16 protein-coding genes are annotated in these 22,938 nt (G+C 33.9%); 14 read left to right on the plus strand and 2 right to left on the minus strand.

Annotated elements, in window-relative coordinates:
• The first annotated feature begins 2 nt into the window (after positions 1-2).
• The 9 genes from ACFFLS_RS11555 to ACFFLS_RS11595 all read left to right on the plus strand — a co-directional run bounded on the left by ACFFLS_RS11555 (position 3) and on the right by ACFFLS_RS11595 (position 16,477).
• Positions 3-2,600 carry an alpha/beta hydrolase family protein gene (locus ACFFLS_RS11555; protein WP_379686749.1) on the plus strand — a complete coding sequence of 866 codons (2,598 nt, stop codon included), beginning with the start codon at positions 3-5 and terminating at the stop codon, positions 2,598-2,600.
• A gap of 268 nt (positions 2,601-2,868) precedes the next feature.
• Complete coding sequence (locus tag ACFFLS_RS11560) at positions 2,869-5,664, plus strand: M16 family metallopeptidase (RefSeq protein WP_379686748.1); 2,796 nt, start codon at positions 2,869-2,871, stop codon at positions 5,662-5,664.
• Between the two features lie 159 nt (positions 5,665-5,823).
• Positions 5,824-6,237, plus strand: coding sequence for a hypothetical protein (locus ACFFLS_RS11565; protein WP_379686746.1), 414 nt, complete (start codon positions 5,824-5,826; stop codon positions 6,235-6,237).
• A gap of 757 nt (positions 6,238-6,994) precedes the next feature.
• Positions 6,995-8,284, plus strand: coding sequence for a beta-helix domain-containing protein (locus ACFFLS_RS11570; RefSeq protein WP_379686745.1), 1,290 nt, complete (start codon positions 6,995-6,997; stop codon positions 8,282-8,284).
• Between the two features lie 255 nt (positions 8,285-8,539).
• Entirely contained in the window at positions 8,540-10,996 is a 2,457-nt protein-coding gene (locus tag ACFFLS_RS11575; protein ID WP_379686743.1) for a tetratricopeptide repeat-containing sensor histidine kinase, read from the plus strand.
• A gap of 6 nt (positions 10,997-11,002) precedes the next feature.
• A complete protein-coding gene (locus ACFFLS_RS11580) occupies positions 11,003-12,919 on the plus strand; it encodes a sigma 54-interacting transcriptional regulator (protein WP_379686741.1) in 1,917 nt (638 codons plus the stop codon).
• A 224-nt stretch (positions 12,920-13,143) separates the two neighbouring features.
• The gene (locus ACFFLS_RS11585; RefSeq protein ID WP_379686740.1) at positions 13,144-13,710 is read left to right on the plus strand and encodes a Crp/Fnr family transcriptional regulator; all 567 of its coding nucleotides are present in this window, start codon (positions 13,144-13,146) and stop codon (positions 13,708-13,710) included.
• Between the two features lie 610 nt (positions 13,711-14,320).
• Complete coding sequence (locus ACFFLS_RS11590) at positions 14,321-15,643, plus strand: antibiotic biosynthesis monooxygenase (protein ID WP_379686739.1); 1,323 nt, start codon at positions 14,321-14,323, stop codon at positions 15,641-15,643.
• A gap of 36 nt (positions 15,644-15,679) precedes the next feature.
• On the plus strand, positions 15,680-16,477 hold the full coding sequence (locus ACFFLS_RS11595; protein WP_379686737.1) for a DJ-1/PfpI/YhbO family deglycase/protease: 798 nt from the start codon (positions 15,680-15,682) through the stop codon (positions 16,475-16,477).
• Positions 16,478-16,550: 73 nt separating this feature from the next.
• Here ACFFLS_RS11595 and ACFFLS_RS11600 read toward each other — a convergent pair whose 3' ends face one another.
• Entirely contained in the window at positions 16,551-17,126 is a 576-nt protein-coding gene (locus ACFFLS_RS11600; RefSeq protein ID WP_379686735.1) for a Crp/Fnr family transcriptional regulator, read from the minus strand.
• Positions 17,127-17,329: 203 nt separating this feature from the next.
• Between ACFFLS_RS11600 and ACFFLS_RS11605 the strand changes: the two genes are divergently transcribed.
• From ACFFLS_RS11605 to ACFFLS_RS11625, 5 genes are all read left to right on the plus strand, one after another.
• Positions 17,330-17,548, plus strand: a complete 219-nt coding sequence (locus ACFFLS_RS11605; RefSeq protein ID WP_379686733.1) for a 2TM domain-containing protein — start codon at positions 17,330-17,332, stop codon at positions 17,546-17,548.
• A gap of 12 nt (positions 17,549-17,560) precedes the next feature.
• Positions 17,561-18,127, plus strand: coding sequence for a cupin domain-containing protein (locus tag ACFFLS_RS11610; protein WP_379686731.1), 567 nt, complete (start codon positions 17,561-17,563; stop codon positions 18,125-18,127).
• 17 nt (positions 18,128-18,144) lie between these two features.
• The gene (locus ACFFLS_RS11615) at positions 18,145-18,699 is read left to right on the plus strand and encodes a carboxymuconolactone decarboxylase family protein (protein ID WP_379686730.1); all 555 of its coding nucleotides are present in this window, start codon (positions 18,145-18,147) and stop codon (positions 18,697-18,699) included.
• Positions 18,700-18,741: 42 nt separating this feature from the next.
• A complete protein-coding gene (locus ACFFLS_RS11620) occupies positions 18,742-19,587 on the plus strand; it encodes an alpha/beta fold hydrolase (protein WP_379686729.1) in 846 nt (281 codons plus the stop codon).
• A gap of 276 nt (positions 19,588-19,863) precedes the next feature.
• On the plus strand, positions 19,864-21,336 hold the full coding sequence (locus tag ACFFLS_RS11625; protein ID WP_379686727.1) for an MFS transporter: 1,473 nt from the start codon (positions 19,864-19,866) through the stop codon (positions 21,334-21,336).
• 102 nt (positions 21,337-21,438) lie between these two features.
• On the opposite strand, the gene ACFFLS_RS11630 is transcribed toward ACFFLS_RS11625, so the two are convergent.
• Positions 21,439-22,938, minus strand: a complete 1,500-nt coding sequence (locus tag ACFFLS_RS11630; protein ID WP_379686725.1) for a RagB/SusD family nutrient uptake outer membrane protein — start codon at positions 22,936-22,938, stop codon at positions 21,439-21,441.

The following is a 22,938-nucleotide window of genomic DNA, read 5'->3' on the forward strand; positions in this document are numbered from 1 at the left end:
ATATGAAAAAAATAGTTTTACTATGTACACTCGCTTTGGGTGTACATAGTTTATCTGCACAGAAAAAAGCAGTTGACGAATCGGCTTACCAATCTTGGCAAAGAATTAACTCTAAAGCTTTGTCATATAATGGAAAATGGATGTCGTACAGCACCGTTTTTCAGGATGAAGAAAAAGAAAATAAAAAACAGATCATTATTCAGGAAGCTCCAAAAGGAAAACGTTTGGTCTTAAATGATATTAATGATTTGAAATTCATCGGGAAAAAAGACTGGATTCAGTATACTAAAAACGACAGTACGCTTTTGCAGAATTTAAAAACAGGAGCTAAAAAACTTTGGAAAAGCAAGCATTACACCAATGTACTTGAAGGAACCGATTTTTTGTATTACACACGACCAGAAACTCCAAAAGGAGCAATCTTTTTACAGCGTTTGGTTTGTTATAATTTAGAAAGTAACGATAGTATTTTTGTAAACAATATCAAATCGTCTCGTTTTTTAAAGAACAAATCGATTGTGTATGTTCAGATTGAAAAAGATCAGATTTTCCTAAAACACGGAACAATCGGTGGCAAACAAGAAACGGTTTACAGCGGAAAAGCTTCTGATTTTGGCGATTTTCAATTAAACGATAAAGAAAACGGCGGTACTTTTACTTTAAAAGGAAACAACAGCTCCGATTTTAATATAGTTTATTATTTTAATCTGAATAACAATTCAACTAAAGTTTTATTCAATTATGATGAAATAGCTTTAAACGATTCAAATTTTTCGATTTCAAAAACGGCTTATGGTTTAAACGAAAACACTCGTTTCATTACGTTATTAATAAACTCAAACAAACGTCCTGAAAATACTCAGATTGCAAAATCAAATGTAGAAATCTGGAGATCCAATCAAGGAACTATGGAACGTAGACAAGAGTTATTAAGAAGCTCTAAAACACTTCCAAGCGAACAGAAATTCATTTATGATATCCAAGACAAAAAAGTGATTAAAGTGGCGTCAACAGGCGAATTTGATCAGGTTTTAATTCCCGAATCCGGAAATTACAAAGGTGTTTTTGCGAGTGATAAAAAACCGTATGCAGTAGAAACCGACTGGACTTTTAACGAACGTAACGATATATATTGGATTGATGCTACAACAGGAAAATCTACCAAAGTGTTGACTGGCGTTTTTGGAAATCCAACTTGGAATCCACAGGGAAGTTTTGCTGTTTATTATGACGAAAAACAAAAAGTATGGACTGTTTTTGACCCTGCTTCTATGCAATTTAAAAACATTAGTTCTCAGATTCCTTTTCCACTTTCAGATGATAATGTAGACATGAAATCAGCCAATACGGCTTACGGAATTGCAGGCTGGTTGAACAACGGAAATACGGTAGTTTTATACGATCAGTTTGATTTGTGGGCTATTGATCTTACGAATCAGAAAAAAGCTTATTCTATAAGTCAAGGTTACGGAAGAAAAAATAAAGTGGAACTTCGTTACGGAGAACAAGGTTTCATTGGAAATTTGGACCAAAGAAAATCAATTACATTTATTGGTTTTGATATCGAACATAAATCCAACGGTGTTTACCAATTAAACAATAATAATTCAATAGCAAAAATATTTGCAAATCCAGATTACAGCTTACGAATTGAAGCAGTTTCTGGAGATAATTCAAGTGTTTTGTTTTCAAAATCAAGCTACACCATTTTTCCAGATTTATGGTGGGGAACATCAAGTTTTGGATCACAATCTAGAATAACAGATATCAATCCGCAGCAAAAAGATTATGCTTGGGGAACTGCAAAAGTATTGACGTGGAAAAGTTTTAGTGGAAAAGAAAATCAAGGAAACTTATATCTTCCAGACAATTACGACAGCAAAAAAACATATCCAGTAATTGTCCATTTTTATGAAAAACATACAACTGATTTTAATACGTATCAACAACCGGAAGTAAGTTCTTCGAATATTAATATTCCAAGTTATTTAAGCCGAGAATATATCGTTTTTCAGCCAGACGTACATTATGTTTACGGCGATGTCGGAAACAGTGTTTACAATGATGTCATTAGCGGTGTTGAATATTTAATTGCAAATGGTATTACTGAAAAAGGCAAAATCGGAATTCAGGGACATAGTTTTGGAGGTTACGAAACTTCTTTCTTAACGACTAAAACAGATCTTTTCAGCTGTGCGATTGTGGGTTCTGGAGTAAGCAACTTTACGGCTAACTATCCTGTTATGAGATCGAATGGTATTTCGACTATGTTTAAATACGAAGCCGATCAATACCGCATGGGAATTTCGATGCACGATAACTTGGACGGATACATCAAAAATTCGCCTTTATTTTCTGCGAAAAACATCAAAACACCAATTTTGATTTTCCACAATGATAACGACCGCGCAGTTCCTTATCAAGAAGGACAATCATTATTCTTTGCACTTCGTCGTTTAGGAAAACCTGCTTTATTGGTCAACTACAAAAAAGAAGGACATACTTTAGACGATGCTGCCAACAGAAAAGACTGGACACTTAAAATGCAACAGTATTTTGATTACTATTTAAAAGGTACGGCAAAACCAGACTGGATGTAATTTAATTTAAAATTATGAAACACATAGAAACATAGATTTTTTCTCTTTTTCTTTTGAGAGCAAAGAAGAAGCTAGCTTCCACACATAGCATACTATGTGAATTGATGCAAGTGAAACGCCTTTTATAAGTCTGCCAACTATATTTCTATGTGTTTAAAAAAACTGTTTTTTGAGGGTTTCTCACGAGACCTTCAAATAAACAGCAGGGACTTCTTATACCCTATTCCAACTAAAATTCAATCAAAAAAAAGAACAATAACGATCAACAATGAAAGCAAAATTAATTTTAGCGCATTTTCTTTTCTTGGGTTTAACTCAGGTTTCGGCGCAGTTTAAAACTACTTTTCCGCTGCCCAAAGAAGTGGCGCACGGAACATTGCCAAACGGAATGCAGTATTTTATCCTTCACAACGAATGGCCCAAAGACAGAGCCGATTTCTATTTCGTACAAAATGTCGGGGCGATTCTAGAAAACGATGATCAAGACGGATTAGCGCACTTTCTGGAACATATGGCTTTTAACGGAACAGAACATTTTAAAGGAAAAGGCATCATCAACATGCTGGAAAAGCAAGGTGTTTCTTTTGGAAAAGACATCAATGCTTACACCGCTTATGACGAAACCGTTTACAACATCAGTAATGTTCCTGCTGACAACAAAACGTTATTAGATTCCTGCATGTATGTTTTACATGATTGGTCTGGCTCTCTGCTTTTAGCGAATAACGAAATTGATGCTGAAAGAGGTGTAATTCGTGAAGAATGGCGTACTAGAAGAAATGCAGATTACAGAGCAGGAGAAAAAATCGACAAAGTAGTTTTTCAAGGTTCGAAATATGCCAAGCGAAATGTAATTGGAGATTTGAATGTCATCAACAACTTCAAATATCAGGTTTTAAGAGATTATTACAAAAAGTGGTATCAACCGCAAAATCAGGCTGTCGTTATTGTAGGGGACATTGACGTGGCATTTATCGAAAAAAGGGTTAAAGAGATTTTCGGTTCGATACCAGCTCCAAAGAAAATCAACAAAAGAGAATACGAGAAAATTCCGGTACAGAAAGAAAATCGTTATGTACTGGCAACCGACAAAGAATTACAGCGTTCCGGGATTTCACTTTCGTACACACTTCCAAAGCCTTTAGTGCAAGACGAAGCAGAAATGACCAAAAGCATGCAGGAAAGTCTTGCCCTGCAGTTAATGAATACTCGCTTTGGAGAATACATCATCAACAATGAAACGGCAGGTTTGTCTTTTGGTGTTAGAAATGATAACCTGTCGAGATTAGACAGTAAATTTTCATTGTACATCGCTCCTAAAAAAGGTAAATTCTTAGAAGCTTTTACAGAAGCCTACAGAGAATATGAAAGAGCTATTCAAAACGGATTTACACAGCAGGAATTAGACCGTTTGAAAACCAAAATGCGAAGCAATTATGATAATCGTCTGGCAAACAAAGACAAAATCAGCAACGGATATTGGGCAGAACAATTACAGATGTATTTCTTAGAAGCCAATCCGATTATGACTTTAGACCAGGAATACAAATGGATGAATGAGTTTCTAAATAAAGTAACTTTGGAACAGGTTAATAGTGCTTTCAGAGCTTTAGAACCAAAACAAAATCTAATCTTATCGGTTTCTGCTCCGGAAGATGCTGCGACTAAATTTCCTGAAGCAAATGATTATTGGAATGCGATGAAAACCATTTCAAACAGCAAATTGGAACCGTACAAGGAAGAAGAATTAACGGCTTCTTTAGTTAAAGAGCAATTGACAGAAAAAGCAATTGCAAAAACCAGCGACATTAAAGCTTTTGCAAATGCAAAACAGTACACTTTGGCAAACGGAGCAAAAGTGATTATTTATCCAACAACCTTAAGCAAAGACCAGATTTTGTTTTCTGCTTACAGCGTAGGAGGAAATTCCTTAGCAGACTGGCAGGATCTTCCGTCAACACAAATTGCAACAGCAGTAGCGGCTTATTCTGGTTTGGGCGATTATAAGTTTACCGATTTAAAAAAGAAACTGGCCGGTCAAACGGCTAGTGTGAGTCCGTATATTGGAGGTTTATACGAAGGTTTTAACGGAAGCAGCAACAAAGAATCTTTGACGACTTTATTACAGCTTACTTACCTTTATTTCCAGCATCCGCGATTGGATACGACTACTTTTGATAAAATCAAAGAGCAGTACCAAAACAAACTGAATAATGCTCACAACAGCAACGAAAAAGCATTAAGCGATACGATTTCGGTTTTAAACACGAATTACAGCAAGCGCAATTGGTTATTGAATCAGGATTTTATCAATGCTTTTGATTTGAATAAGGCGAAGAAATTCTACACCGAGCGTTTTTCTAATGCAGGAGATTTTACCTTCTTATTCGTTGGAAACATTTCTGAGAAAGATATTGCTTTAATCAATACTTATTTAGGCAATCTTCCATCAACTCCAAAAACAGAAAAATACGTTGATCATAAAATTTTCATGAAAGACGGAAAAACGGAGAAAACGATTTTCAGAACAATGGATACACCAAAAACAACGGTTTATCTTCATTTGGAAAACAAGGATGTTACGTATTCTAAAAAGAATAAAATCTTAAGTTACATGGTTTCGGAATGGCTGACTAAACGCTACTTAGAAACCATTCGCGAAGAAGAAGGCGGCAGCTATGGAGTTCAAGTTGGAACCGATTTATCACAGTCCCCTTCTCCATTGTTTTCATTAGAAATCAATTTTGACTGTAATCCTGACAAAGCCGATAAGTTGGTGAAAATTGTTCATGCTGAATTGGCGAGGGTACAAACTGAAAATATTCCTACGAATATCCTAGAAGACATCAAACAATCTATAATCAAGAATTATCAAGAACAGCTAAAAGAAAACAGTTACTGGCTAAGTGCTTTGACTTCGTATGTTCGCAATGAGGAAACGCCTCTTGATATTGAACTTCTTAAAACGACATTAAGTACTATCACTGCAAAAGATTTAAAAGAATTTACAGTAAATGCTTTGAAAAAATCTAACAGCGTACAAGTGCTCATGAAGGCAAAGTAAGAATCACTTATAAACCAATTCCTGATTCTGGTTTATACTATTCTTACCGATTTTTTTATTTTTATTTTAATTAGTTTGTAAGGGCTGTCTTTCGGACAGCCTTTATTATTTCTAAATATGTAAGTATAACTTTGTCCTGCCTTTCAAATCAAACAACAAATGAGAGCAATTTTAAATTTAACTACTATTTTTCTGTGTGGCTTTTTATTGAGTTTTAATACAACCAACAAGCATCCTAAAAATTTAACGAAACAAGAAATATTAGAAATAAGTTATAAAAACTGCATTAAATATAATTGGTTTAAAACTAAAAAGTACATTGCAAATGACGAATATGACAATTGGCTGGTATGCGAATATTTTTATTCCAAATCAGAGAAAATAATAGTTACCTATTCTGATGTAAAAGGAATCAATCCTCATTATATTGAAACTAAATTGAATATCTTTCAAGATGACGTAAAATTGAAGAATGGTTATTCTTTTAAAAATATAACGTTAAACAAATACACCTATTTTGAATCAGATGACAATGGAGATTTTGTTATTACAGAATTTGACACTAAAAATTAATCTAAATACATCCATCGATACAAGTTATCTTGTTCAAGTAAACTAGAAGCGAATAACCACATTGTTGTCAGCCAAAAACTCAAGGCGAAAAAAGTCAAAGAATTACCTGCAGAAATACAAAACTGCAAATTATTGTCGTGTATCATTTTTAAAAATTTTGATTATAAAGGAAGACTTCTCGAAAAACCTTTATAAAAAAATGCAATAATGTTGTTTTTCTAGAGATTCTACATCAGATCCTGCAACGAAATTTTCTCTTCGATGCTAGAAAAAGCAGCCTTTCAGCGTAAATTAATGGTAAAATTTCATAAAAAATAAAAAAAAGAAGCTACTCAATTAACATAAGAATTCACAAAAATAAGACTGCATGAAAATAGTAGGTTTACCATCTTTTATTTTATCAAAAAAGAAGATAACAATCTAATTATAAAAACATTAAAACAAACATAAAAAATACATATTCACAAAATAAAACCTTAAAACCAAAGGCTTTCCAGCTTTTGCATATGTTTTGAAGACATTAACTCTAGTTTAATTTTGCTTGAACAAATGTTAAATACGGGTAAAAAGCCCGCGGAATCTAAACATTTTGCATATATTTGTAAAATGACACTTGGTAACATTCAGGTTTCAATTTTTCGGCAGTTGATAATGCATTAGCTTCGATTAATTTCCAAAAATCAAAAGAATCCTTTTCAATGAAAAAGTTTCTTTCTAAGTTGTCAAAAGAACGTATAATACCAAAAGCCCCATGACTATGAAAAAAATTACTTTAATGTTTTGTCTACTGCTGGCAGTAGGATTAAATGCACAGCAGGAAAAAGGAATTATCGGATACACTAACTGGTTGGATAACTGGACAGAGTTCAAACCTCACAAAACTGAGTCTAAAGATGCTACTCAGATTTTAGCTGGAAACATTGCCGAGAATACAAAACTTCTGAAAAGAAACGTTTACATTCTTCAAGGAAATGTGTATGTAACTAATAATGCTGTTCTTACAATTGAACCAGGTACAGTAATTATTGGGGATTTTGAAACAAAAGGAACATTAGTAATTACAAAAGGAGCTCAAATCATGGCTGAAGGCCAAGAAACAGATCCAATTATCTTTACTTCAAACCGCAGCATGAAAAAAGCTGGAGACTGGGGAGGAGTTGTTGTTCTTGGTGATGCACCTATCAATAAATTTGGTAACTTAGGTTCGTACAACATGGATCTTGATCCTGCCCTTACTATATACGGTGGAAATAATACTGCAGCAAACTCAGGAGTTTTAAAATTCGTGAGAATTGAGTTTGCAGGTAAAAAAGTAAAAGGATTAGATTATTCTTTTAATGGATTGACTATTGCAGGTGTAGGAAACAAAACAGTTATAGAAAACATTATGGTTAGCTACTCAGGTGGTAATTCATTTGGATTCTATGGTGGAGATGTAAATGCTTCTCAATTGGTTTCATACAAATCAATTAATGATGATTTTAAATTTACTCAAGGCATCCAATGTCGTTTATACAACTCTTTAGCTGTTAGATCTTCTTATTTATCAGGAAGCAAAGATGGTTCTAGATGTTTAGATGTGAAAGCATACGAAAAGAAAAACGAAACTGACTTTACTAAAAAATCTACTTTAGTAGCAGCTGCAAACATTACAATGTTGAATGAAAGCGAAAACATTAAAGCTGATATTCAAGCTGGATTGATAAAAGAAGCTATTTATGTTGGTGAAAACACTTCATTAGAAATGAAAAGAAGTGTTGTTTCAGGATTTAACCCAGCAGTTATATTAGACAGCAAAACCGAAATCAACGGTGCTAATCTTAAGAAAATCAAATTTGAAGAAATGTTTTTCAATCAGTGTAGCGGTAACATATTTACAGAAAACAGAAGTGATAATGCAGATTTAGAAAACTGGTATGGAAACAGCATTTTCTCTAATGTTTATTCTATCACAGACAACAAAGAAACTTTTGTAGACATGTATAACGCACGTAGACCAGACTTTAGACTACAGTTAGGAAAAATCACAGCCTCTAGCGGAAAATAATTTTTCTAATAAAAGCATAAAAAAAGGAAACAGAATTAAAACTGTTTCCTTTTTTGTTTTTAAGATATTTTCAAATCTTTCGCAGCTTTAGAATACTGCATTTATTTATTAAAAAAAGTGTAAAATTTATTCTATTATTTTCTATAACTAAATACTTTTTACAATATTTTTACAACTAATTCATCATCAACTCATTACATTTCAACAAAATATCTGAAAATAAAGCGTTATAATTAATCCATAAAGTACACTATTGTGAATGATAAGCATTGGACATCTTATTTTAAATTTACAATAAATAGAAAAATATTTTTCTTTCTAATCTTCTTCGGATTAAACTTTTATGGACAATCAAATAAAAGCGGTTATAGCGAAATAGCAAAACAAAGACTGTTAGTTCATATCACTTCAGACTATCTTCATACGGTCAGTCAGGGACAAATTGATAAAGACAGTGCGGTTAGAACTTCTTGCCGACTTTACAATTTAAGCATTCTCATTCCGTATAATGAAATTTATAATGAAGGTGTTTCTACTTTTGAAACTCAACTTATAGAAAAACACCAGATAAAAGAAGCCCAAAAATTGCTTCAAAACTTAAGTGGCGAAAAACGTTTTTTGCTATTGTTGGAGCTAAGCAATTATTTCATTTTTAAATCAGGTACGCAAAACGCAGATCTTGACAAAGCCGAAAAATATCTGAATGAAGTTTTACAGCAAAAAAAAACAACCAAATGGAAAATTGGAGCCATGATGCTAAAAGCCAATCTGCTTAGTCAGAGAGGGAATACAAATGCAAGTGAAAAATTATATTTCGAAATCGAAAAAAACTGCAGACAAACTCGAAATAATTTAGATCAAGCCCGAGCATTTTTAGAAGCAGGAAAAACTTTGCAATATGGGAATTCTAAACGATTGGTTTATTTTCAGAAAGCACTTTCAATATTCCATTTTTTGAAAGAAAAGGAAAAGGAAATTGAAACCTTGTCGCAAATAAACATCGAATATTTTATTGCCAGACGATTTGACGAATCAGAGAAATTGATTCATCAGATAGTAAACCTCCAAAAAGAAATAAAATACTATCACAATCAGTACGCATTTGATGTTCTTTCGTATTTATCTTATCGAAAAGGAGATGTAGTCAAAGCACTTTATTATTCTAATAAATGCATTGAAAGCATGCGTTCTAAAGAAGATTCCATCTTTAAGGCATTGTTTTTCTTACGAAGAGGCGAATTATATCAATATTCAAAAAAGGATAAAGATGCGATGTTTTGGTACACAAAAGCATTAGAAAATAAAACCAATGAAACCAGACTTTTCTGGTATAAAGCATTTCTCTCTAAAGCTTGGCTTCTAAATAAACTGCATCAGAGTAAAGACGCTTTATCACTGCTCAAAAATACAGAAAAGGAATTCCCTCCTGTTACTGACTTTGAAAAAATGCATTTTGCCTTCATACTGGGAGAAACATATGAAAATTTAAAAAAAATGGATTTAGCCGAAAAAAACTATTCCGTTTTTCAAAATATTGCTCAAAATTACCCTCTTCAATTTGTACATGATGAATTTCCGGCCGCTTTTTTTCAGATTTCTTCTTTTTACCGAAATATAGGTAAAAACACTAAGGCACGACAACTGATTAAAAATGGCATTTCACATACTTTTGAAATAGGCGTTTCAGAAAAAAGCTTGTATTACTACAATCTATTCAAAATCGATTCTACCGAAAAAAAATACGATGATGCCATTAAAAATCTGCTTTTAAGTCAGAGATATAAAGATTCTGCTTTTAATGAAGAACAGCAAAAAAAGTTTGCCGAATTATTAATTAAATACGAGACAGACAAAAAAGATAAAAACATCAAATTACTACATGCCAAAAATCACCTGCAACTTATTAGATCTCACGAAACCGAAAGAGAAAAAAATATCCTTTTGATTGGTGCATTATTATTGATTGTGATAATTTGCTTGTTGCTGAACAGCTATATCATCAAACAAAAAAACAGTCGCAAACTTGAAGCTAGTCAACGTGAATTAGACCAAAAGAATAGTTTTTTGGAAAGCCTAAACAATGAACAGCAAAAATTATTAAAAGAAAAAGAATGGCTCATTAAAGAAGTACATCACAGAGTTAAAAATAATCTTCAAATGGTTACAAGCCTTCTTAATTCACAATCTGCTTATCTTAAAGACAGTGATGCAAAAATGGCTGTTAAAGATAGTCTCCGCAGAATGCAAGCCGTGTCGATGATTCATCAGAAATTGTATCATGACGAGAATATTTCGACTATTGCAATGCCACAGTATATTGACGAACTCGTTCATTATTTGCATGAAAGTTTTGACAATGAAAATCAAATCAGTTTCATAAAAAATGTCGAAGAAATAAATCTTCATGTTTCTCAGGCCATTCCGCTAGGATTAATAATTACAGAAAGTGTCGTAAATGCAATAAAATATGCTTTTCTAGAAAAACAAAACGGAATAATTGAAGTCAGTTTACATCATGAAGACATCGAATTTATCGTCCTTAAAATAGCCGACAACGGTACAGGCCTCCCTGATTTTACTACCAAAACAGACACTAATTCTTTGGGAATCAATCTCATAAAAGGCCTTACAAAGCAACTAAAAGGCAGTTTTATCATCGAAAACAATAACGGCGTACATATAATAATTAAATTTATGTACCTAAATTCTTGATTTATTATGAACAGCAAAATATTAATTGTAGAAGATGAATTTATAGTCGCAAATGATCTGCAGCTAATATTGAGACAAGCTGGTTATATAGTGACCGGAATTGCTGTTTCTGCTGAGGAAGCATACGAAAGTATCGCAAAAAACAAACCTGATCTCGTATTGCTAGACATATATCTAGAAGGCAAAGAATCAGGAATTGATTTGGCAAAAAAAATAAAATCAGAAAACATTGCCTTTGTTTACCTTTCTGCCAATTCTAATGAAACAATACTTGAAGAAGCCAAGAAAACCGATTCTTATGGATTTCTTGTAAAGCCATTCAGAGAAAAAGATTTGCTCGTTACTTTAGAAATTGCTTCATACAGGCATAAAAACAGTATAGAATCTCGTTTGAGACAAGAAAATCTTTTAAAAGAAAAGCTAAACTTAATAAATCAGCGAACATTTCAAGAAAAAGAATATCTTCACGAAATTTCACGTCTGTTACAAACTTTTATTTCTTTTGACTTGATTGTGTTCGAAATTAAACAACTAAATCAAAAAAAGTTTACCGCCTACATGCGTATAGGCTTTGACGAATACCAATACATAGGCGAAAAAGAATTGCAAAACATGACCAATTCAAAAACTGATGTTTCTTTTAGCGAAATCAATTATCTTGAGAATGAAACTGTTATTTATAAAAATGATAATGAACATTTTAATCCAAATTTAGCATTACTAAAAACTCATTTCCGAGCCGAATCTTATCTTGTTTTTCCCTTTTTATTGAATGACGAATTAGCCGTTCAATATATATTCTCAAATCAAAAGAAAAATATTTATTCGCAATACCACATTGACTTATTGACGAGTGCAAAAAGAGATTTTATAGATTTAATGAATCAGGTTGCCAATCAGAAAAAACGAATTGATTCTACAAAGAAAGAAAATTTAGAAGAAACTCGTTCTCATCAATTTAATGATATTATCGGCAAACATCCTTTACTATTGGAGGCTCTAGATCTTATAACCCAAGTTGCTCCTTACAATACATCGGTTATTATTCTTGGAGAAAGCGGAACCGGAAAAGAAAAGGCTGCGCAATCTATTCATAATCTCTCCATGCGCAAAAATGGTCCTTTTGTAAAAGTAAATTGCGCCGCCATATCGCCTACTTTGATTGAATCTGAGTTATTTGGTTATGAAAAAGGCTCATTTACAGGAGCTGTTGAAAGCAGAAAAGGAAAATTTGAACTCGCTGATGGAGGAACTATTTTTCTGGATGAAATTGGAGAATTATCCAACGAAATGCAGATTCGGCTATTGCGTGTTTTACAAGAAAAAGAAATTGATTCTGTCGGTGGCAATACGGCACGAAAAGTAGATATCCGAATTGTGGCCGCAACAAATCGAAATCTCGAAAAAGAAGTTGCTCAAGGCAATTTTAGAATGGATCTTTACTACCGTCTAAATGTCTTTCCTATAACTATGCCTGCATTACGAGAACGTAAAACTGATATTTCTGAATTAGCCGATTATTTTGCAAAGAAATATTCTAAGGAATTCGAAAAGAAATTTAACGGCATTACTTCAAAAATGATGATACAAATGAATGAATACGATTGGCCAGGAAATATTCGCGAACTGGAAAATTTTATCGAAAGATCGGTAATATTAAATAACGGAAAATCAGAATTAGATTTTCTGCTAAATTCATCTTCAACATCAAAATCATTAAATACAGAAAATGTACAAACTTTAGAAGATGTAAAAAATGTGCAACAGCAAATAGAACGCGATTATATAATTGCTATTTTAAAAAAAGTAAAAGGCAGAATTCGCGGAACATCTGGTGCTGCTTCTATTCTAAACATCAAACCTACAACTTTAGAATCTAAAATGACCAAGCTGGCTATTAAAAAAGATGATTACATAAATTAGAAATTTCTCCACTTTTTTCGGAACTTTTTTACAATTCTCCGAAATTTCCGTACAAACACAACTACCTGATTCACCTTTATTTAAAATAAAAAAAAGCAGCAATAGCAATAGTTGGGCTTTCATTTCTTCAGTATTTTCATTTTATAAAATTACTGGCATATTGTTAGCCTTTATCGCAAGATATTTATAAATAAATACTTACTCTAAAAATAATCGAATTATTTATGGATGAACTGCGAAATCATATTGAAGAAATCACTCCTGTAAGCGATGAAGAATTTGCTTATATAAAAACCTTCTTTACCAAAAAGAAAATAAAAAAACACCAGTATCTAGTCCAAAACGGAGACAAAGTCTTATGCGAATATTGGATTATAAAAGGTACGCTCAGAGCATTTTACATTAATAAAGACGGCAAAGAGCATATTCTACAATTTGCTATAAAAAACTGGTGGATTTCTGACTATAACGCTTATTTTAACCAAACAGAGGCTTCTATAAATATTATTTGTATGGAAGATGCCGAAATATTGTGCCTAACACTTTATGCAAGGGAAAAACTGGCTTCTGAACTTCATAAAATGGAGCATTTTTTTAGAATGAAGTTAACCCTACTCTACTCTTCGCAACAAAAAAGAATTATTTCTTTATTATCAGATAATCCAAAAGAGCGTTATGAAAAATTTGCTAGTTATTATCCAACAATCTTGCAAAAAATACCAAAAAAATACATCGCCGAATATCTCGGAGTTTGCCGCGAAACGCTTAGCAGGCTTTATCTTAACAACTAGCTCTTGGAAGAGCGCAATATTTATAAACAAAATTAAATCTCTAAATTAAAAACCTCTTGAGGAGCGACATATTTCACTCCTCCGGAGCTCCTCTTCAAATGACAAATATCTATCTACAAATATTTCGTCCCGCTGGGACTTCGCAACAATCTTAAAAACATAACCAATGGTTTCAACCATTGGAGCGCAACGGTAATCAAATCTTTGTATTTCCAAGGTTGAAACCTTGGGCTATATTTTTTAATCAAATTGTTTCTTGATAGATATTTTTTGTTGTTGGAATTTTTCTAAATCCTCCTTTTCCTAAAAACTCATCTTAATTATAAAACATCCATTCTTAACCAAAGTCAATGATTTGGAAAGAATACCAGATATACTTTTGCCTTTTTTTTTAAAAAATTAACGTGATCATAATCACACTTTTAAAGTGATTTAAATCAACTTCTAATGAATATGTAAAATGGAAATTTGATTAAGATATAAACGAAAAACCAAAGCAAAAAATATGAAAACAATAAAATATAATTCAATCACCCAAAAAATCTTGATAGTCGTACTCTGCTCATTTATGACTATTACAGCCAGTGTTAAAGTTCAAAATTCTGACAAAATGAAAAAGAAAATTTTATTCGTGGTAACCAATCACGTTAAAAAGGGAAATACGGGAGAAAAGACAGGTTTTTATCTATCTGAAGTAACACATCCTTGGGATATATTGATAGATGCTGGGTACGAAGTTGATTTTGTGAGTCCAAAAGGCGGAAAAGCACCGATAGAGGGATTTAATTTAAGCGATTCGACAAACAAAAAATTCTGGCTTAATGCAAAATACCAACAAAAAATAGAAAACACTATGCGACCAGACCACATTAATCCCGAAGACTATGCAGCAATGCATTATGCAGGCGGACACGGTGCTATGTGGGATTTGCCGAATAACAAAAAACTGATTGCAATAGCATCAACTATATATGAAAACAACGGAATCATTAGCGCAATATCGCATGGAGTTGCAGGTCTTTTGAATATTAAGCTTTCTGACGATAAATATCTTATAGGCGGCAAAAAAATCAATGCTTTTACGAATGAAGAAGAAACCGCAGTGAAACTGGAAAAAACTGCACCATTTTTATTAGAATCTAAACTAATAGAAAAAGGAGCAATCTTTGAAAAATCGGGTTTATGGCAGCCTCATGTTACCGTAGATCATCGTTTGGTTACAGGTCAGAATCCGCAATCGGCAAAAGCGGTTGGTGAGGCACTTTTGGAGCAGTTAATAATCTCAGAGACTGTTTCGAAACTTACCATGTTTGAGGTAAAAGAAAATGCAGTAGAACAATTTCGAAAAGCTTTGACAGCTTATGTAGCCGCTTCACTTTCATCCAAAGAAAACATTATGTCCGAAGCTTTTTTCGAACGAGACAAACCCAACATTTTATGGCTGATTGAAAGATGGAACGAAAAAAGACAATTGGAAAATTTCAGCCAAAAAAAACAGGCAATAGCATTACAGTCTTTAGCCGAAAAATCATTAAAAACTGCTCCAAGAACATTCTATGTAAAAGATCTCGAGCCTCTTACCAAAGAACAATGGAGAAAAACCTCAAAAAAAGAAGACAATCAGCTTGTTATTATGCTTTTTGTTGATGGGAAAAAAGGAACAGAACAGCATTTTAAAGACACTTATCACATTGCAATGCCCCAATTTCGAAGTGAACCCGGCGTAGTGACATACCAGCTTTCTGAAATCGAGGGCGATGAAACACAATTTGTAACCTATGAGAAATTTAGAAGCAATGATGCTTTTCAATTCCACCTCAATTTCCCTCCTATTAAACCTGTAATCGAATACCTCGAAACAAGCATAAAAAAACCTCCTTTTCAAAACGGACTATACAATCTTATAGAATTTGCTCCGCTGACAAGAGAATAAAAAGAAAATCAGTAGTAATAGTTAAAAATAAAAATCATGAAAAAAATAAAACAAATTATGACAGCAAGTTTATTAAGCGCATTTGCACTATCAGATGCACAAGCACAGGATATCGATCATAAATTAGATGTGATCAATCATTTAACAACACCGTCTCATGTATCTGTAATGCCTGTTTCTTCACTATTGAACGCGCCGGGAAACGAAGCCTTGAGAGCTTTCTTTTTTAATCCTATAAAAGACAAAACCATTTTAAAAGGAAAAAAAATTGCAGTTCTTGCCGCAGACGGTTTTGAAGAAATAGAATTAACCGGACCTGTCTGGTATTTTAGAGAATTGGGGGCTCAAGTTGATATTGTATCGCCAAAATACAATCCTGCTCCAGCAAGATACGGATTAAGCAGTCCAGAAATGGCAAAAACGCATGTTATGGCTATTCAGTATTTACAGCCGGTTGGCTGGATAAAATTTGACCGTACAGCCGACAAAATTAAAGTAAGTGATTATGATGCTGTATTTATTCCCGGAGGCGCTTGGAATCCTGATAATCTTCGTTATGACAAAGATGTTATCAAATTCATTCAGGATTTTAATAAATCAGGAAAACTGATTGCTGCTATTTGTCACGCACCAGTTGTATTGGCTTCTGCCGATATTCTAAAAGGAAGAAAACTTACGGGATATTGGAACATTCAAATCGATCTAAAAAATGCAGGTGGCATCGTTTCTGATCAGCCTGTAGTAGTTGATGCTAATATTATAACCAGCAGACACCCAATTGATGTGGCTGATTTTTCGAGAGCAGTTGAAAGTTGGTTAGCTAAAAAGAAGTAATCCTGCTACATTACTGCTGAATTAAAATAACGGAAGATGAATTTTGTCTTCCGTTATAATTTATCCTAACGAATCATTTGCCAATCATTCGTTTACGGAGCCTGCTTAGAGATTCGGGCTTAATGCCAATGTAAGATGAAAGCTGATTTTGTGATACCATCTGAAAAAGATAAGGCTCTTTTTTTAAGATGGTTTTATACCGCTCTTCTGGAGTTTGAAAATGCAGCATTTCTTCTCTTTCGATAATGATCAAGTAAGCATATTCAGCGATTAATCTTCCGAATTTTGACCAATTGGGAGAACTATCGTATAAGTTTTCTACCTGTTCATATTCTAAAGCAATCACATTCGAATCCTCCATCGCTCTGCAATAGTATTGCGCTTTTCTTTGTGTGATGAAACTAGCGAAATCTACCAGAAAATCATTTGATTTTGCAAACCTGCAATTGATTTCGTTTCCCTTATAATCGACATAAAACATTCTGAAAAAACCACTTTCTACAAAGTATATATGACGACAGATTTCGCCCTGCTGCAAAAGGTCGGTATCTTTTGGCACTTCTCTTCTTTCGATAATAGGAAGCATCAAATTATACTCTTCATCAGACATAGGAACAAACGAGGTTATAACGGCTTTAAGAGCATCCATAGCAATAGGTTAAGAGAAATAACTTCTCTAAAATTAGATTTTATTCTGCTAAATGCAAAATGCTTTCTTTTTGAAAACAAAACATTCGTTCTTAACCAAAGTCAATGATGTTACCCAGATACACGCTCTACCTTTGTCATGTAAATAAATTGGAAATCAAACAATTAAAAAGAAACCTATTACTAATCATTAAAAACTTAATCATGAAAACTAAATTTAACATCAGCCCTAAAGCAAACAATCCAAAACTAGGATTCAAAATTCATTTTCTTGTTTTCTTACTAGCTACTCCAATAATCTTTCTTATTTGGTATTTGACAGACACTACTTATCCTTGGCCACTTTGGTCTACCTCTGCGTGGGCGGTGGGAGTTATTTTTCATTATCTAGGAGTATTTGTATTCAGAAAAAACAAAATCTAAATCTCAATAACCATGGAAACGAATACAACATTCAGACGCATCGTAACAGGACATAATAAAGAAGGAAAAGCAATTATAATTTCTGATGAAGTTCCGGTCAGAACTTATATGGTTGGTGGACCAAATGGAGCTAAATTTCATGAAGTTTGGAACACCAAACAAACTCCTGCTGTAATAGACAGCATATCTCAAGATCCTGAAGAAAACGGACTTGTTCTTGGGCCTCCAAAACAAGGAACAAGAATACGCGTTATCGATTTTCCTCCCGAAGGTGATGAAATACGAAATCTGACCAAAGAACAGGCTTTGGAGCATTTTAAGACCATGAACGGTGAACAGGCATCAAAAGCGAGCGGAAATGCACCTCATCCCTTGATGCATAAAACAGAAACAATCGATTACGGAATTGTTCTTGAAGGTGAACTGACTTTGATTGTTGATGAAGGCGAAACCACTGCAAAAACAGGAGACATCATCGTACAGCGAGGCACCAATCATGCCTGGAGCAATCGATCTGGAAAAGTATGTCGTGTCGTGTTTGTTTTAATTGACGGACACTTTGAAGAAAATCTTCGCTAAATCTAATAATTACTGCCATGCGAATAAATCCCATACATCCCGAAACTATGAACGCAGAAGTTCGCTATGTTCATGACGAAGTTATAAAACTTATTACAACAAGCCAAGGACCAGTTTCAATGCTGAATAACGAAGGTGCCTTAACGGGGCCTTTTCCGCCCATGCTTAACTTTCCGCAATTTGGAATTCCTGCTTTAAGTTTTGTCCGTTCATTAGACAATCACGCAACACTTCCTAAAAAAGTACGTGAAGTGGCCATTCTGACTGTCGGTGCTGCGTTTGGTGCGCGTTTCGAACTTTATGCACATGAAATCATGGCAAAACATCTCGGTTTCTCTACCGAAACAGTAGCATCACTGGCCTCAGGAATTCGCCCAAATGAATTAAATCAAGAAGAAGCAATTGCTTATGAAATTGCTTCAATATTAGCCAAGGGAAGAATTGTTCCAGACTCGGCTTATAATCTTACCAAAGAAATCTTAGGGCAAGAAGGAGTGGCTGAACTTATATTTTTAGTTGGCGCTTATACATTATTGGCAACCGTTTTAAACGGCTTTGATGTTATTTCATAATCCTAAAATATACTTTAAAAAACAATACTTAATTATAACACAATGAAAAAATCAAAAATGAATTCTTTACCCTTAAAAACAATTTCAAACCTATTCTTGCTTTTGTTTACTACAATCTCAAACGCATCATGTTCAAACGATGATGCCGAAGCTAAAAAATCTCCCGTCATATTGGTGCATGGCGCATGGCAAGCATCGTACGTATGGGACACAACCGAAAGCGACTTAAAAGCTGCAGGTTATAATGTTACGGTCGTAAAACTGCCAGGACATGGAGACGACACTACTCCGACTTATCAGGTTTCGTTTCAGAGTTATGTTGATGAAGTTAAGAAAGCAATTAACGCTTACAATGAACCCGTAATTTTAATTGGCCATAGTTTGGGAGGAGCTGTAATTACTCAAACCGCTTCAGAAGTACCACAAAAAATCAAAAAATTGATTTATATAGCAGGTTTTATTCCACAAAACGGAAAAAGCGTTTTAGACTATTCTCAAATGGATACTGCATCACTTTTGCCTGCATCATTAAAATTGTCTGAAGATCAAACCTTGGCCGGAATCGTAAATCCAGAAGTCAATCTTCCAAAAATATTCGCACAAGATGCTACAGATGTTCAAAAACAATTTCTTGTGACTCGTTATAAAGCAGAACCTACAATTCCGCTTGGGACTCCTTTAAACTATAAAACAGCAGATTATAATCTGGGTGGCATAAAATACTATATCTTCACAACAGCTGATAATACTATCACTTACGGTTTTCAGCAGGAAATGGCAAAAAGCGCAGGTATTGCCAATACCTATACAATCAATTCGGGACACAGTCCTTTTATCTCTAAAACTGCTGAACTAAGCAAACTGTTAAAAGAAATTTTATCCCACTAAATTTTATCCACTTTTAATTAATGAAAAAGATTCCCAAAAAAATTATTTGCGGAATCTTTTTATTTTTTAATATCTCCAAAGTATCTCATTAAATCAAAAACGTAATTCAAGTAAGCTTATGCTTCAAAAATGCCATAATAGGCTTCAAAAATGATACACATATTGTGACTTTCAATTTATTTTTACTGTTAGCATTTCTATTTTAAGAATGAAAAAAAAGACATTAATTTTTTCATCAAATTATAGAATATCAGCCCATAAAAGCAATTGATACATATGAGTAGTACTTCTCAAAAACTTTCAGTACTGGAAAAATTAGGCTATGGTTTAGGTGACTTTGCTGCCAATTTGATTTTCCAGACACTGCTGACTTTTTTAGCTTTCTTTTATACAGATGTTTATAAAATTCCAGCTGGAACGGCCGGCATAATTATTTTTACAGGAGGATTTATTGGTGCTTTTTTCAATATTTTTATGGGAATTATTGCGGATCGTACTCAAACTAGATGGGGAAAATTCAGACCATGGATTTTATGGACTTCCGTTCCATTTGGAATTGCGACCGTGCTCTCTTTTCTGACACCCGATTTCGGAATTTCTGGTAAAATAACGTACACACTTCTCACCTACGTTTTTTTAATGCTAGTTTATGCGGCCAATAACTTGCCTTACACGGCTCTAAGCGGTGTTCTGACTGGAGATATGAAAGAAAGAAACAGCCTTTCTTCTTATCGATTTGTTGCCGTTATGATCGCACAGTTTATCATTCAGTCCCTTCTCCTTCCATTTGTCTTAATTTTGGGAAATGGCGATAAAGCTGCCGGCTTTAAAAATACCATGATAGTATTTGCCGTTATAGGTGTAGCTTGTTTGCTGTTTACTTTCTTTACTACACGAGAAAGAATTATTCCGTCCAAAAAACAAAAATCATCCATAAAAGAAGACTTTGGTGATTTATGCAAAAACGGTCCATGGTTCGTAATGCTGCTTGTTACGATTTTAGTATTCATCACCTTATCTCTAAAAGGTGGCATGTATGTTTTTTATTTTAAATATTATTTAGACACTGCAGCGCAGACCCAATTCTTAGACACAATTGGTTTTACCGTATTTATCAATGAGGTCAATTCTATATTGTTTTCTATGGGATTTGCAGATTTCCAATGGCCGAAAGATGTTACAGCCTCAGCCTTTAGTCTTTTTAATGCTGGAGGGATAATTTTTATGATAATCGGGATTATGTTTTCAAGATTTTTTGCAGATTCTTTTGGCAAAAGAAACATTTATATTCTTTTTATTCTATTGTCTGCAATTACGCTACTGGCTTTCAATTTTTACAGCAAAACAGCGGTTGTAGCGGTTTTTGTAACCCAGCTTTTACACGGTCTTTTTTACGGAATAACCATTCCTTTACTTTGGGCAATGATTGCCGATGTTGCGGATTACAGTGAATGGAAAAACAACAGACGAGCAACGGCTACTATCTTCTCAGCGATGCTTTTCGGATTAAAAACGGGAATCAGCATTGGAGGTGCGCTTGGTGCGGGATTTTTATCTAAATACGGATATGCAGCTGAAGAACAAATTCAGGTACCATCTGCACTTGAAGGAATAAAACTTTCTATCAGCATTTATCCTGGGTTTATCTTCATCATCAGTGCTGTGCTGTTATTCTTTTATTCAATAGATAAAAAAATGGAAGTACAGATTGAAACCGATTTACAACAAAGAAGAAAATCAGAAAGCTAAAAATACAGCTAAGAATAATCAAAAAAAATAAACAGCGCATTAAAAATACGCTGTTTATCAAAAAAAACTAACTAACTCAACTCAACTAATCAATTCTATTATTTAATAACCAGGATTGTTATTACTTGGTTTAATATTAGGATTTGAAGAGGTTTCTCTGTTTGGTATCGGCCAAAACTCACTTCTTCCAGCGGTAAAACCACTTCCTTGAAGCTCCGTGCTAGCTAGATTCCATCTTATAATATCATCAAAACGGCTTTGCTCTCCGGCAAATTCGACTTTACGTTCATGCACAATTGCTGTAAAAACTGCTTGCTTTGTTGGAACAATTGTAGTAGTCAAGCCTGCACGATCTCTAACTTCTTTGATGTAAGCTATAGCCGCAGTCTGAGAACCGCCATCTCTTTGATTCTCACACTCTGCTTTCATAAGAAGCACATCTGCATAACGCATCACTTTTACATTGATGCTGGATTGTACAGCTTCATCTTCTTTCTTATAGTAATTTTGGTATTTTTTCCATCCCGCTTTTCTTAATCCTGCAGATGTATTAAAATTCTGTGCTGTCATCGTAAGTTTTCCATTCAAATATGTAGAACCTGGCACATAAAAAGTTTCCGCAAAACGCTCATCTCCACTTTCGAAAGAATTTAAAAGATCATCTGTTGGATATACATTAAACCAACTTAAATTTCCATATTCCTGACCTCTTAAAGTAGACTCCGCAAAACCAGTACCTTGGCTGTTTCCTGGATCGTCCCATTTATTTCCTGTTCCGTTTTTTTCATCAAATTCGATTTCAAAAATAGATTCTTTGCCATGTTCCGTTTCTTCCATAAAATTATTGTAGAAACTTCCTCTGTCTTCAAGACTAAATCCGGTAACATTATTTAGAGCTACTAAAGCTAAGTCGTATTTTTTTTCATACAACAACACTTTGCCTAAATAGGCGAAAGCCGCTTCTTTGGTTGCTCTTCCGGTCTGTTCTACAGTTTTAGACAACAAGTTTTGAGAAGCAAATTCAAGATCTGTTCTGATTAGGTTGTAAACATCTGCTTTTGGGCTTCTCGCAACTCCCTCAATAGTAACTGTTTTATAAATTGGAATATCTCCAAAACGTTTCACCAACAGAAAATAGTAATAAGCTCTTAAAAAATGCACTTCACCTAGAAATTTATTCTTTTTCTCCTGAGACAAAACAGAATTTGGCAAAGCATTGATTTTATCTTCATTATCTAAAACAAAATTAGCTCTCGAAATCCCGATATAGCAAGATTCCCAATAATATTGAATGATATCGTTACCTGCGTTAAAAGAAAAATCCTGAAAAGGTTTCTTGTTTCCTTCCAACTGTGGATTTCCAGCGGTTTCCTGCCCCATAAGATCCATCGCAAAGAAAAAGTTTCTTGCGTAAAGCCCTCTAGTCTGAAGATTTGCGTAGGCGGCATTTACAGAAGACTCAACCTGTGATTCGGTTTTAAAGAAAGTATCAGGAGATAATGTGTTTGGATTTCTTAATTCTAAGTCCGAACTATCACATGAATTCATTGTTAAGATTCCGAACAATGCTGCAACTATATGTTTTATTTTTTTCATCATCAT

Source organism: Flavobacterium procerum, assembly GCF_042431625.1.
Lineage (GTDB): Bacteria > Bacteroidota > Bacteroidia > Flavobacteriales > Flavobacteriaceae > Flavobacterium > Flavobacterium procerum.

Bases quoted from the DNA above. Each gene is read 5' to 3' on its own strand.
- ACFFLS_RS11555 (WP_379686749.1), top strand. From the start codon at position 3: ATGAAAAAAATAGTTTTACTATGTACACTCGCTTTGGGTGTACATAGT.
- ACFFLS_RS11560 (WP_379686748.1), top strand. From the start codon at position 2,869: ATGAAAGCAAAATTAATTTTAGCGCATTTTCTTTTCTTGGGTTTAACT.
- ACFFLS_RS11565 (WP_379686746.1), top strand. From the start codon at position 5,824: ATGAGAGCAATTTTAAATTTAACTACTATTTTTCTGTGTGGCTTTTTA.
- ACFFLS_RS11570 (WP_379686745.1), top strand. From the start codon at position 6,995: ATGAAAAAAATTACTTTAATGTTTTGTCTACTGCTGGCAGTAGGATTA.
- ACFFLS_RS11580 (WP_379686741.1), top strand. From the start codon at position 11,003: ATGAACAGCAAAATATTAATTGTAGAAGATGAATTTATAGTCGCAAAT.
- ACFFLS_RS11585 (WP_379686740.1), top strand. From the start codon at position 13,144: ATGGATGAACTGCGAAATCATATTGAAGAAATCACTCCTGTAAGCGAT.
- ACFFLS_RS11590 (WP_379686739.1), top strand. From the start codon at position 14,321: ATGAAAAAGAAAATTTTATTCGTGGTAACCAATCACGTTAAAAAGGGA.
- ACFFLS_RS11595 (WP_379686737.1), top strand. From the start codon at position 15,680: ATGAAAAAAATAAAACAAATTATGACAGCAAGTTTATTAAGCGCATTT.
- ACFFLS_RS11600 (WP_379686735.1), bottom strand. From the start codon at position 17,126: ATGGATGCTCTTAAAGCCGTTATAACCTCGTTTGTTCCTATGTCTGAT.
- ACFFLS_RS11605 (WP_379686733.1), top strand. From the start codon at position 17,330: ATGAAAACTAAATTTAACATCAGCCCTAAAGCAAACAATCCAAAACTA.
- ACFFLS_RS11610 (WP_379686731.1), top strand. From the start codon at position 17,561: ATGGAAACGAATACAACATTCAGACGCATCGTAACAGGACATAATAAA.
- ACFFLS_RS11615 (WP_379686730.1), top strand. From the start codon at position 18,145: ATGCGAATAAATCCCATACATCCCGAAACTATGAACGCAGAAGTTCGC.
- ACFFLS_RS11620 (WP_379686729.1), top strand. From the start codon at position 18,742: ATGAAAAAATCAAAAATGAATTCTTTACCCTTAAAAACAATTTCAAAC.
- ACFFLS_RS11625 (WP_379686727.1), top strand. From the start codon at position 19,864: ATGAGTAGTACTTCTCAAAAACTTTCAGTACTGGAAAAATTAGGCTAT.
- ACFFLS_RS11630 (WP_379686725.1), bottom strand. From the start codon at position 22,938: ATGATGATGAAAAAAATAAAACATATAGTTGCAGCATTGTTCGGAATC.